The sequence below is a fragment of the Paenibacillus macerans genome, assembly GCF_050565405.1.
Classification (GTDB): Bacteria; Bacillota; Bacilli; order Paenibacillales; family Paenibacillaceae; genus Fontibacillus; species Fontibacillus macerans_B.
Genome location: NZ_JBNYYG010000027.1, coordinates 57,450 through 69,992, shown reverse-complemented (window position 1 = coordinate 69,992; position 12,543 = coordinate 57,450). Strand labels below are relative to the sequence as shown.

Here is a 12,543-nt window from a genome sequence, read left to right as displayed (position 1 = left end):
GTCGACTGTTTTTTTAACATAAGAACTTTTTAACGAGTAGCAACCCTTGAGTAGGTTAACTAGCTACCTTTTGGGACAGCCTCTTAAAACACCAAATTTATGCCGAAGGCTCTTGGACCGTCGGTTTCCCGGCTTCCAGCAGCGCCCGATTTCGAACGAGAAAGAGAGAAAGCAGCAGCATCAACAGCCCTGTACCGATCAGCAGCCATTCGATCGCAACCGCATCGGCCGCAGGACCGAAAATCAGCATGCCGATCGGCATCATGGACGTGGAAATCATGCTGAACACGCCGAAAATCCGTCCCATGAAGTTCTCATCCACTTTTTCCTGAATCAACGTCATCAAAGGGGTATTAAAGGCCGGCATCGCGACGCCAAAGATCGCCATGAACAACAGATAGATCCAGAATACGGGAACGACGCCGAGCAAAAAAGTGCAAAGGCCCATCAGTAGGGTGGCGAAGGTCATCGTATGAATTTTATTCTTGAAGCCGCCCCAAGCCGCAATCAATCCTCCCCCCGCCATCATTCCGATGGAAAAAGCGATTTCGATTGCGGTTAACCGCCAGACATCATCGCCGAACGTGCGCGTGACCTGCAGCGGCGTCAGAAAGGCCGCAGGCGCCATCAAGACAAAGAAAAAGGCCATAAAGACAAAAAACGATTTCAGGTAGGTCTGCCGGCCGATATAAGCCATGCCCTGCTTCAAATCGTCGAAATAGCCGGTCGTCTGCTGCTCCGCCGCCTTCTTGTGCACCGGAATGCGGAAAAAGAGCAGCAACGTCAGGATCGCGATCGCCGCGGTCACAACGTCGATAAAGAAGATCATTTCAATCGAGGCTACCGTGAGCAGCGCCGCGCTGACGATGGGAGACACAAACATGATGGCCGCTTGCAAGCTGCCGTTCGTCCCGTTCACTTTCGTCAGCTTATCGCTCGGGACGATCTGCGGAAGAATCGCTCCGACCGCCGGCGTCTGGATGCCCGAACCTAGCGCACGGATCCCCGCCATCACGAAGAGCAGCCAGGTTGCGTCGTACCCCATCAGAAACACGATCGCCAGGATCAGCGTAGCGAAAGCGATCATGCCGTCCGCCAGCATGATCAGGAGCTTGCGGTTAAACCGGTCCGCCCAAACCCCGGCCACCGGAGATAAGAGGAACGTCGGGATAAAACCGCAAATAATGTACAACGTCATCATGATTCCCGACTTCGTGTTCAGCGTGATATACCACATGATGGCATACTGAACAAGCGAGGAGCCAAACAGCGAAATCGTCTGGCTGCTTAAGAAGAGTACGATATTCCTTTTCCAATTTCCCGTCACCTGATCGGTGCCCGACCTGTCTGCGTTACTCACGGCCATCCCCTCTCTATTCGCAAAAATTCACCGATTTCATTATATGATATAATGCTATAATTTCCTAATCCGCGGATCCTGAATCTACATTTTCGCGTTCTCTTCTTTCGCCATCGAGTTAATATAAAAAGCCCCCAGCACGGAGCATAGCAGGAATGAGAAGAATGCCATGGCCGCGGCCTGCTCGCGCTCCTGAAAGACGCTGAACACCTGCTGCATCGAAACCCCGAGCATTTGCGGCGAATTCGCACCGAGCAGGAACGGCGCAGTAAACGAACCGATAACCCCCATGAACACGAAGGTCAAGGCGACCAGAAACGTTTTGTACGAGAGGGGGAAAATAAAGCGCAGAAACAGCCTAAGTTTCCCCGCTCCCACGTCCTTTGCGCTTTCGATGACAGAAGATGGAATGCCGGCCAGCGCGGAGCTGAGCAGCATGGTCGTAAACGGGATATTAAACCAAAGGTTGGCGATGATGATCCCCTTTTCGTCAAAGATGATGCGCGGCAGCACAATGCCGATTTCCGCCAGCAGGCGGGCCAGCCAGCCGTGGTTGCCAAGTAGATTGATCAGCCCGTAGGTGGCGATGACGCCCGGGATGAACAGCGGAATCATGTAGGTTTTGCGGATGAGCTCGACGATCCGACCGTTGTTAAAACGCATATATAACGCCAGCGCATAACTGATCAGCAGCTCCTTCTTCGAAATAGATCGCATTCGTAAAGGCGATCATCGTGTTGACGCCGTGCACGGGCTACGTCACGAGTTCCCATACCGCTCCGACGATCCGGTGAACCTGCGCGTATTGACGGATGCGCTCGCCCCGGATCAATACGAGATCGTGACGGCCACCAGCGGCTCCTGCTGAACGACCTGATCGACCTGACCCGGCTGCGGGAGCCCGCGTCAAGCAAAATAGCCGACTTCGGCCGTCTCCCTTGAGCACGATATGGCTCGAGGGAATATTCAAGGTATAATCCTTCCCGTCCTGCGGGGTGACGCGGTACGTCCCTTTGGGCAAATAGACGACGTCTCAGCCGCGCGCGGCCGCATCGTCAATCGCTTGCTGAATGGCGCGCGTAGCGTCTTGACGTCCGGTAGGGTCCGCATGGTAAGGCGCTTTGGTGACGTTAATGCCCCGGTTTTTGTTCACGGCAGGAATCGCCGCTTCCCCCCCGCCGGTAACCGGCATAGGAGAAATCGTGCAGGAACTGCCCCTTGGCCGTCTTATATCCCGGATACCACTCCCTCCAATCTCCTCCATTTATTTAACCGGCAGCGCTTGGTTGAACCGGTCCAGGGACTGCTGCTGGATTTGAATCGCCCGGTCGATGCCCATGGCCTGAATCTGCTCCACATAGCCGTCAAACGCCTCCAGCGGTTCGATTCCGAAAATGATCTTGAGCGACATCTCATCCACGATGCGGTTGACGTCCTGCATGATGACGGAAAATTCCGTGCTCTCCGCTTCGGTTTTCGGCAAGGTCGGCAGATTGTGGAGCGCGGCATCGGTATCGGACCATAACCGGATCGCCTCCTGCTGCTCCGTCAGCGTGTAATACTGCTCCATATAACGCACATCCTGCACGAAAGGGCCGAAATAACTGGCCCGGGTATACATGGCAAGCGCTTGCGAAGGCGCCCAGCGGTCCGGGTTGTTCAAGATGAGATCCGTATAAGCGGGGTACCCGCCCTTCATCTCGTAGCTGACCCCCTCGATGCCGAAGTTAAACAGCATATGGCCTTCCGGGCCATAGCCGTAATCCAGCATGCGGGCCGCCTCCTCCACGTGGCGGTTATTCGCGGAGATCGCGACGCCTCCGCTTGCGCCGACGGCCGGGGCGAACTGGCCGAACTTCGGGTGTTCGCCTTTGTTAAACACGGGATACGGCGCAGGCGCCAATTCGGCAGCCGCATCCCTCGCTTGAAGAACAGGCAGCCAAGTCCCGATGCCGGCCCCGGCGTTCCAGATGCTCGCGCCGCTCCGGCCGAGGATCATGTTCGTGTCCTGCGTCTCGGAATCGACCGCCGCCAAATTGGGATCGATGAGCCCTTCCTTGTACCACTCGCGGAACAAAGCCAGGAACTCCTTGTATTCCGGCTCTATGACGCCGAATTTGACTCGGCCTTGCTCCTGGTAGAAGTCCTTTTTGATCCCGAAAGCGCCGATGAATCCGCCTCCTTCAATGCCGAACAGCGGATTCGGCACGCCCAGAAACGTCAGCGGCGCTTCGGCCCCTTTTCGCTCCTTGAAAGCCTTCAGGACGTCGTGCCACTCGTCGATCGTGCCCGGAACTTCGAGCCCGAGTTCATCGAGCCAGTCCTTCCGGATGATCGGCCCCTGGTAGGTGCGGAGCCGCTGATCTCCCTGAATGAACGGAAAAGCGTAATAGCTTCCGTTCGCCGTGCGTACCTGCCGATCGATGTCCGGATGCTCGCTCAGGTACTTTTTCAAATTCGGGGCAAATCGATCGATGATCTCGTTCAGCCTCAGAATATAACCGTCGCTGATCGCCTTCTCCGGGCCGCCCGGGTAATGGATCCATTCGTACTCGATCAGGTCCGGCAGCTCGCCGGAAGCCAGCAGGATGCTGATGGCCTCCTTGCCCTGATTGGCGGGCGGCTGGATGAACTCCAGCTTGACCCCGGTTCGCCGCTGCCATTCCTGGAAGAACGGCACCTCGCTGAATCTCGGTTTAATGCTGGCGGCGTTGCCGTTCAGCTCCGCCCAGTAGGTCATGGATACCCTCTCTTCCGATAGGCGTGCCGTGTCCGGCTGCCGGACCGGATGACCCGCCGAAGCAGCTTCTTGCGCGCGGGATTGCCCTTCGTTCCGGTCGCAGGCGCCCAGCAGGGCAACCAGCATGAGCAGCATCGCCAGCAGACCTCGGGCAGCAGACAAGCCGCGTCTTCCTTGGCCTTTTCTCATCATTCATGGCCCCTCCTTCCCGTCGATTCAACCGATCTCCTTATACTTGCCGGGCGTAATGCCCTCGTACTTCTTGAACACCCGAATAAACGTCGCCGCATCGTTATATCCAACAACCCTGGATATTTCGCTGATCGAATCCGGCTTCGTCCGCATGATCTCTTTGGCCCGTTCAATCCGGCACTTATGGATGCTGTCGAGCAGTCCTTCGCCCGTCTGGTTCTTGTAAAGCTTGGACAGATAGCTGCCTTTCATGTCAAAATGCTCGCCGATCGCATTCACGTTCAGATTCACGTCGCAGTAATGGCGTTCAATATAGTCCGCCACTCGCTCGGCCAGGCTCCGCAGCGAATCCTCCCGTTCCCGCGATACGTGGCTTGCCCGTTTGTCGGCAGCAAAGACGCACACCTCTTCCAGTAAAGCTTGCAAAGCAGACTGCATCTCCTGTACCGTATCGCAGGACAGAATATCATCGATCCACTGCTGGTAATCGGCCAAGCTGCCGTCATCGTCATGGCCGCCCATTTCGTGGATGACCTTCATCATCGTGCCCACCAGGTTGAACATGAGGCATTTGGCCACGGTCAGCGACATGACCGGTTTGTCCAGATTCCGCTTCGTGATTTCGTTCATATAGGCACCGGCCCGGCCGGTATCGCCGGCTCTGATGAAATTGATGAGCTGCTGCTCTACCTGCAGCGGGTAATAGTAGCCATACGGAGCGTCCGGCGCCGCTTCGCTTTGAATATCGCGATAGGAGATAATGCCTTTTTTGCCCAAGACCATCTTATACTCCATCGCATCCACCGCCTCCCGGTAAGCTTCGGCGATGCCGATCCAGGAAGTATGCATGCCGCTGATCGAAAGGGTCAGCTCCATGTCGTACCGCTCCAGAAAACGCTGCGCTTCCGCCGCGATCTCGTACAAATCCCGGCTCCAATCCGAAGAATCCGCTTTCAAATTGACCAAGCACACCATCATGTCGTTCACCTCCGCGACGTACCCCGCATGCCGGCGTCCGGAGGCAAGCTCTTCGACGACGTTTGAGATGATGAGCTGGATCAGCTTGCTCCTTTCGTTCAGATCAATGCCCGGCAGCTTGGCGTATAGGCTTTCCTCGTTTTCGACGGCAAACAGGATCACGGCAAAATCCTGGGAATGCAGCGGCATATGAAAAGAACGAAACGCCTCCTCGTAAGGGACCAGAGTGTCGGTTTTTCCTTTTAACAGCCTATAGATCATATTGGAGCGCAGCACCTGCTGGTGCTTCTGAAGCTGCTGCGCGATCTCGTTTTTCTCGGTCCTCGCGCGCAGGATCATGCTCTGGATGAACCGCAGTTCGTTAGGCTCGCCGGGTACGGTTTGCGCGCCCTTGTCGGTCAGCGATTCCACCAGCTGTTGGATCGGAGAATAATTGCGCCGCATGAAGAACCAGGTCAGAACGCCGGCGCCGACCAGGCTGACCAGGATGCTGATATACGTAAAATTGCGGACGTAGACGGCTTTCTCCCAATACAATCCGCTCGGGATGATTAAGGCATACTTCAATTCGGAAACCTCGGAATCCATGTAGAAGAGTTCCGAATCCCCCGCATGAACCGTTTCGAGCCGGACGCGGTCGCCGTCCATGAACGGCAGCAAATCTTCGGATCCGTCCCGATTGGTCATCAAAATTTCGTTATGCTGATTCAAGATCAGCAAGGTGCCGCCACTGAAGCCGGAAATGCCCTCAATCGCCTGCCGGAACCGGCTCGTATCCGCCATGACCACGACCGCTCCCGTCTCTTGGCCGTTTAAATCCTTAGGCAGTTGCGTGATATAGGCGATGGAGGATTGGTCAGGTCCCGCATTCAAGTGGGGCAGCAGCACGAACCGGTTTGTCCCCGGCTCCAGGATGGCATCCTTCCAGGCCTCAAAGGTTATCGCCCCGGTGCTATGTATCGTATGGAAGGCCGTCGGCAAATCTCGAATATTGCCCGCCCGCAGAACGGAGCCGCCTCTCTTCCAAACGACGTAAAATTCGTCGATCGTGGCGTACGACGTCTTGTACAGACGGAATTCCTTGACGAGCTGGTAGGCGGTATAGGGCGCTTCGGCTTCGGGCCGGCTCGAGTACATCAGCGTCTGAAGGACCGGGCTCCAGGTCATTTCCATGTCCAAGCGTTTCATCAGATCGATCTGGGTGTCGATCGTATAGCGCATCTGCTTCAGGAGCGAATCGTTCGCCCGGTGAATTTCGCTTTTCAAAGCCTCATTGGCCTGAACGTAGATGACCAGGCTGATCAGGATCGGCACGATTAAAACGGCGCTGTACGACACGAGCCAGGTCACAATAATGCTTTCCCGTTTCCGCCACAAAGATTGAATGCTCGGCATCCGTTCATCACCCGTATCTTCCTGGATTGTCTATGCGTAGATTAGGACACTATTATAACGGCAACGGCGGGCCCTCGCCTATAGATAAAAAGTTCAATTCGATTGACAAAAACGCAAACCGCCCGAAGGACAACGGATCGTCCTTCGGGCGGTGCCTATCGATATTGCATGCCATGGCCATGGATTCAACCTTTCAAAGAACCGACCATAACCCCCTTGACGAAATAACGCTGCAGGAAGGGATACACGCACATGATCGGCGCGGTGGCCACGATAATCGTCGCGTATTTGATCGTCTCCCCGATCTGGAAGCGATCCCCGGCGGAGGCGCCCGCCGACATACTCTCCGTCGAATTGGCAATCAAAATTTCGCGGAGCACGAGCTGGAGCGGGAATAGCTCCCGGCTTTTGATAAACACCGAAGCGTAAAACCAGCCGTTCCATTTGTCAACCGCGTAATATAAAATCATCACCGCGATTACGGGCATGGAGAGCGGGATAATGATCCGGAACAGAATCGTAAAATGATTCGCGCCGTCGATCTTCGCCGATTCCTCCAGACTGTCCGGGATGCCCATGAACGAAGTCCGCATGATGATCAGATTAAACGTGCTGATGGCAAACGGAAGAATCGTAGACCATAACGAATCCAGCAGCCCCACGCCCTTGACGACCAGATACATCGGAATCAGCCCTCCGCCGAAAAACATCGTGAACACGATGATGAACATAAAAACCTTGTTCCACATCACGTTCTTGCGGGACAACACATAAGCGCCCAGCGCCGTCATAAAGAGATTGACGATGACCCCGAAGACGACGATAAACAAAGTGTTGCGAAACCCGATCCCGATGCCCGGGTTGGCGAGTACGCTCCTGTAGGCCTCCAAACTGAATCCGACCGGCTTCCAGAGCAATCCCTTATGGGCCAGCAACTGCGCCGCGTCGCTGAACGACGCGAACAATACATAAAGGAGCGGATACAGGGTGGCCACGACAAGCAGCAGCATCAGCGCATAGTTCACCACATTAAATAATCGGTCCAACCAACCGCTTTCCGTTTTCACGCTTTTCACCTCACCATAAGCTGTTTTCATTCACCTTGCGGCTGATATAGTTCGCCGAGACGAGCAGCACGAGATTAATAACCGAGTTGAACAAACCGACGGCCGAGCTGTAGCTCCAGCCAAATTCCAGCAAGCCCTTGCGGTACACGAACGACGAGATGACGTCCGCCGTCTCATACGTAACCGGATTGTAGAGCAAAATGATTTTCTCGAAACCGACGTTAAGCAGATTTCCCATCCGCAAAATAAACATGATGGTGATGACCGGCAGCAGCCCCGGCAGCGTAATGTAAACCATCTGCTTGAGCCGGCTGGCGCCGTCCATTCGCGCGGCCTCGTATTGCTCCAGGTCAATGCTCATCAGCGCGGCGATATAGATGATCGATTCCCACCCGATGCGCTGCCAGATTTCGGACAAGACGTAAATCGGCCGGAACAGCTCCGGCTTCTGCAGCATGGCTTGCCCGTCATAGCCGACCAGCATGAAGAGCCGGTTGATCAGGCCGTCCGCATTGGTGAAGTCCGTAATGATGCCGCAGATGACCACCAACGAAATGAAGTACGGCATGTACGTAATGGTCTGCACGACCCGCTTGAAATAGCGGCGGCGTACTTCATTGATGAGCAAGGCCAGGATGATCGGCGCCGGGAACTCGAAGAAGAGCGTATACAAGCTGATCAGGACGGTATTTTTGAGCACCCGCAGGAAATAGTAGCTGCCGAAAAAATCCTCGAAATGCTTCAGTCCGACCCAGTCGCTGCCAAGAATGCCCTTGATCGGGGAAAAGTCCTTGAAGGCAATGACGGCACCGTACATCGGGCCGTAATGAAAGATCAGATAGTAAGCGACGACGGGAATCATCATGAGGTACAGGTACTTGTTCATCCTGAAATCCCGGACGAAGCGGCGCTTGAATGACGTTTGTTTATTCATGGCGTGTTGGGTTTCACCTCGTTTCCATCGGGAGGGCGGCATACCCTCCCGTCTCCCTTTTTACCGGTTGTTGTAACGCTCCAGCGCCGCGCCTTGAATCTCGATCGCCCGTTCCAGACGAAGCGACTTCATTTTGTCGACATAGCTTTCGAACTGATCTACGGACTCCTCGCCCAAAATAATCTTGATGGTCATCTCGTCTACGAGGGTGTTGATGTCATTCATGATCGCTGCGTATTCCGAGCTTTCCTCGGGCGTCGGCGTGATTGACGGCAGCTGATATTTCTCGGCATCGGTATTTTTCCAGATCTCGATGGCATCCCGCTGGGTTTGCCGCGCGAAGAATTGCTCCGCGTACCGTTTGTCTTGAACGAACGGCCCGTTATAGCTGCCGCGGGCATATAGCGAGATCGCTTGCGCGGGCGCGAGGTTGTCCGGATTCTTCATGAGCAGATCAGTGTATTTCGGATAACCGTCCACCATCTCGTAGCTCACCCCTTCTTCCCCGAAGTTGAAGAACATATGGCCCTCCTCGCTGTACCCGTAATCGAGCATCCGAACCGCCAGCTCCGGATCTTTGGCCGCCGTCGTAATGGCGACGGTGCCCTCGGATGCGTACCCTTGGTTGCGCTGGCCGAATTTCGGCTTATCGCCCTTGTTCAGCACCGGATAAGGCGCCGCCACGAGCACCGCCTTCGGATCGTTCGCTTCCACGAGCGGCTGCCATTTCCCGATGCCGCCGCCGGCGTTGCCGATCGTGGCTCCCGTGGCGCCGGAAGCGATGTTGCTGTCCAGCGCCTTCGTATCGGCCGTCGCGATATTTCTGTCAAGCAATCCTTCCTTGTACCAATCCTGGAACAGTCTTAAATATTCCTTGAATCCGGGTTCCGCGGGACCGAATTTGATTGCGCCGTCCTCCTGGTAAAAGCCTCGATTCACCCCGAAAGCGCCAAGGAACGCGCCGTTGCCGGATTCATTAAAGAAGCGCGGCTTGCTGACCATCGAGAGCGGAGCGGCAGCTCCTTTCTTCTCTTTGAACGCCAGCAGTGTCGCGGTCCATTCGTCGATGGTTTCCGGCACCGGCAAGCCCAGTTCGTCCAGCCAGTCCTTGCGGATGATCGGCCCCTGGAATACCCGCAGATACTCATCCCCCCGAATGAACGGGAACACGTAGTAGCTGCCGCTATCGGTTTTCACCATCTTGTCGATGTCCGGGTTTTCCTGCAGATATTTCTTCAGGTTAGGCGCATATTTATCGATGAGGTCGTTCAGCCGAAGAATGTACCCGTCTTTGATCGCTTTCTCAGGTCCGCCGGGAAAATCGCCGATAAAGTTGTATTCGATCATGTCCGGCAGATCTCCCGAAGCCAGCATAACGTTCAGCGCCTCGCGGACCTGACCGGTCGGCGGCGCCGTAAATTCCAGCGGCACGCCCGTCTTCTCCTGCCATTTTTGGAAGAAAGGAATGTCTTGATGCGTGTTTTTGACGCCGATCAGGTTCCCGTTGATTTCGCCCCAGTACGTGAGCGTCTTATCCGTTTGGATCGGATACGTCGTCGCTTCCGTCCCGGCCGCGTTTCCCGGATCGGCTCCCCCTTGATTCGCGTTTGCGTTGCCCGCCTCCCCGCCGTTCGAACACGCTAGCAGCGTCGTCCCGAGCAGGCTGATCGCCAGACCGGTCGCTACCCATCTGGCTATGGATCTTGTTTTCATGAACATCCCCTCCAAGCTTTGGTATGGAAATCATTCCATTCCAAGCATACGGGCGGCCGCCGGCCGGAGATATGGGCAAAAGCTCCAATGGGATGTTGATTTCGTTGGGTGCTGGGTGATGATTTCTACAAAGGGGTTGATAAAAAGTGAAAAGGCAAGTTTTCTGAATAGTCCGGCAGCTCAAAAAAACAAGCGAGCTCCAGGGAAACCTGGATACTCGCTTGTATGGTTATTCGCTTGTCTCCTTCCGGCCTCTTTGCCATGCTGTCTTTCTTCGCTGACTTCTCAATTGGCTCAATGCGCTAACTCTTTCTTTAGGTCAATTGCTGCGCAATCTACCAGACATTACTTTCTAAACTCAAGCTTGCGTTCCAATTCGGCCTTCTGACGCAAGTGATGGCGAAAATGCATACCTACCAAATCGAACCACTCCCGCGCGTTTAGCCACCCAAATCCACCATGTCGAACTTTATAATTTGGATTTATCGTATCTACTTTCTCTTCCCATTCAGTCATTCTCTTAAGTACTATATCCAGTCCGCGCATTAGGTCGTCTACGGTTCTGGAATTGCTTGGTTCATCTCCAAATCCTTCCGGCAATTTAATTTTTACCGGAGGAAATGAACCCGCTTGAAATAATTGACTTCCGGCCTCTGTCTTTCCTTGCCGCTGTTCTTCATTAGCGGACGAACATTTTTGCGCTTGATCGAGATAATCGAGCGCCGCAAGAATTACATGATCGTACATTTGACCGAGAGACCAGACCCCTTCCCCTGATACATATTTTAATTCGTCGATGGAGTAACGCTTGAGATCGATCTTGTACAATTCAATGAATTCCGAATAATTCAATGAGCATCACCTTTCCGTATCGAATATCATAAGATTCTATCATTTGTATTTAATTTCCTTTAAGCCTCCGCTTTTGACCTTGCTTATTTATCTGCTTCAACCGCTATAGAGTCGATGATATAATGATTGCTGAATCAGATTCAGAAAACGGCAAAACGTCCCTGTTTTTATCACATAAGCCACAACCTAAGGAGACTTAATTACATGGAGACGAACCAAGCCTACTACCGTTCCATCCTGGCGGCTTACCCGCTGCCTCCCGTATTGCGGGTCGAAGAGCGCGACAGCGGCATGAACAATACCACCCGCTACGCCGTCCTTGAGGACGGACAGGTTCAGGTTCTGCGCATTTATGAAAACCACCGCTCGACCCGAAAGCTGGCGACCGAGCACGAGTTGCTTCTTCAACTGGCACGACAAGAGCTGCCGTTTCAAATCCCCTGCCCGCTGCGCACCGCGCAAGGCGCCACCTGGGCGACCACGCCGGACGGAAAGCTGGCGGCCGTGTTCAGTTACTTGCCCGGCGCGAAGCCGGCCGCCGACCGCCACGACCTCTCATACGCCTACGGGCAGGTTGCAGGCCAACTAACCTTGGCCATGGAAGGGCTGCGACTTGAAGCCGCCCCCTCTTATCCACCGTATGATGAGCTGCTCGGCCCGGACACGGAAGAAGCGGCGGTGAGCGCCCTCCGCCTTTATAAGATAGATCCGGCTCTCACCGCGCTAGCCGGAGAGGCCGGCTTTCTGCTGGACATCCTGGATTCGTTGTCCAGCCAAGCCGAATCTATCCGCCGCTTGGACCGGCAATGGATTCACGGCGATTTCTCGTACTCCAATGTCCTGGTGGAGGATGGAGAAGTCCGTGCCGTGCTCGACTTCGAGTTCGCCACCCGCGACCTCCGGGCGATGGAACTCGCCGTCTGCCTGGCCGAACAGCTTTCCGCTCCCGGCGGCCTCTCGAAAGCCGTAGTGAAAGAATTGCTGGACGGCTACCGCAGTGCGCGCGCACTGGAGGCGGAAGAGCTGGAACTCTTGCCCGAGTTGATCCAACTGCGCAAGCTGGACGTGTTCCTGCATTTCCTGCACCGCTATCAGGCCGGACTCGATCCGGTTCACGTCCTCCGGGACCAGACGAGCAAATCCGCGGCCGTATGCCGCTTTATCGGCTCGCAGGCCGATTGGATCCGCAGCCTGTGAGCCGGATGGATCATGGAGATCAAGATGGAAAGCGTAGAATTCACATTCTGCGCTTTTTTATATGTTCTTTATATCGACTGCATATGATCTTTATTTCTATCATGTAGTATTCCCT

At 54.8% G+C, this 12,543-nt stretch carries 10 protein-coding genes and 1 pseudogene; 2 read left to right on the top strand and 9 right to left on the bottom strand.

The annotated features are described in order from the left end of the window. Positions 1–97: 97 nt before the first annotated feature. Positions 98–1,360 carry an MFS transporter gene (locus ACQ4N8_RS16750; RefSeq protein ID WP_430705492.1) on the bottom strand — a complete coding sequence of 421 codons (1,263 nt, stop codon included), beginning with the start codon at positions 1,358–1,360 and terminating at the stop codon, positions 98–100. A gap of 84 nt (positions 1,361–1,444) precedes the next feature. Further along, a pseudogene (locus ACQ4N8_RS16745) lies at positions 1,445–2,053 on the bottom strand (ABC transporter permease); the annotation flags it as partial. Positions 2,054–2,105: 52 nt separating this feature from the next. Here ACQ4N8_RS16745 and ACQ4N8_RS16740 point away from each other — a divergent pair. Next, positions 2,106–2,228: a hypothetical protein gene (locus ACQ4N8_RS16740; protein ID WP_430705491.1), complete on the top strand. Its 123-nt coding sequence runs from the start codon at positions 2,106–2,108 to the stop codon at positions 2,226–2,228. Between the two features lie 165 nt (positions 2,229–2,393). Here the strand turns inward: ACQ4N8_RS16740 and ACQ4N8_RS16735 are convergent, their stop codons facing one another. From ACQ4N8_RS16735 to ACQ4N8_RS16705, 7 genes are all read right to left on the bottom strand, one after another. After that, positions 2,394–2,552: a hypothetical protein gene (locus ACQ4N8_RS16735; protein ID WP_430705490.1), complete on the bottom strand. Its 159-nt coding sequence runs from the start codon at positions 2,550–2,552 to the stop codon at positions 2,394–2,396. A 72-nt stretch (positions 2,553–2,624) separates the two neighbouring features. Beyond that, positions 2,625–4,292 (bottom strand): extracellular solute-binding protein, encoded by a 1,668-nt coding sequence (locus ACQ4N8_RS16730; RefSeq protein WP_430705489.1) that lies wholly within the window; start codon positions 4,290–4,292, stop codon positions 2,625–2,627. 24 nt (positions 4,293–4,316) lie between these two features. Continuing rightward, entirely contained in the window at positions 4,317–6,665 is a 2,349-nt protein-coding gene (locus ACQ4N8_RS16725; protein ID WP_430705488.1) for a helix-turn-helix domain-containing protein, read from the bottom strand. A gap of 185 nt (positions 6,666–6,850) precedes the next feature. Next, entirely contained in the window at positions 6,851–7,762 is a 912-nt protein-coding gene (locus ACQ4N8_RS16720; protein ID WP_430705487.1) for a carbohydrate ABC transporter permease, read from the bottom strand. Beyond that, the gene (locus tag ACQ4N8_RS16715; protein WP_430705486.1) at positions 7,743–8,666 is read right to left on the bottom strand and encodes an ABC transporter permease; all 924 of its coding nucleotides are present in this window, start codon (positions 8,664–8,666) and stop codon (positions 7,743–7,745) included. Before ACQ4N8_RS16715 ends, ACQ4N8_RS16720 begins: the two co-directional genes overlap by 20 nt. 60 nt (positions 8,667–8,726) lie before the next feature. Then, positions 8,727–10,379 (bottom strand): extracellular solute-binding protein, encoded by a 1,653-nt coding sequence (locus tag ACQ4N8_RS16710; protein WP_430705485.1) that lies wholly within the window; start codon positions 10,377–10,379, stop codon positions 8,727–8,729. A 345-nt stretch (positions 10,380–10,724) separates the two neighbouring features. After that, positions 10,725–11,231, bottom strand: coding sequence for a DinB family protein (locus ACQ4N8_RS16705; RefSeq protein ID WP_430705484.1), 507 nt, complete (start codon positions 11,229–11,231; stop codon positions 10,725–10,727). A gap of 204 nt (positions 11,232–11,435) precedes the next feature. Between ACQ4N8_RS16705 and ACQ4N8_RS16700 the strand changes: the two genes are divergently transcribed. Continuing rightward, positions 11,436–12,428: a phosphotransferase gene (locus ACQ4N8_RS16700; protein ID WP_430705483.1), complete on the top strand. Its 993-nt coding sequence runs from the start codon at positions 11,436–11,438 to the stop codon at positions 12,426–12,428. Positions 12,429–12,543 lie beyond the last annotated feature (115 nt).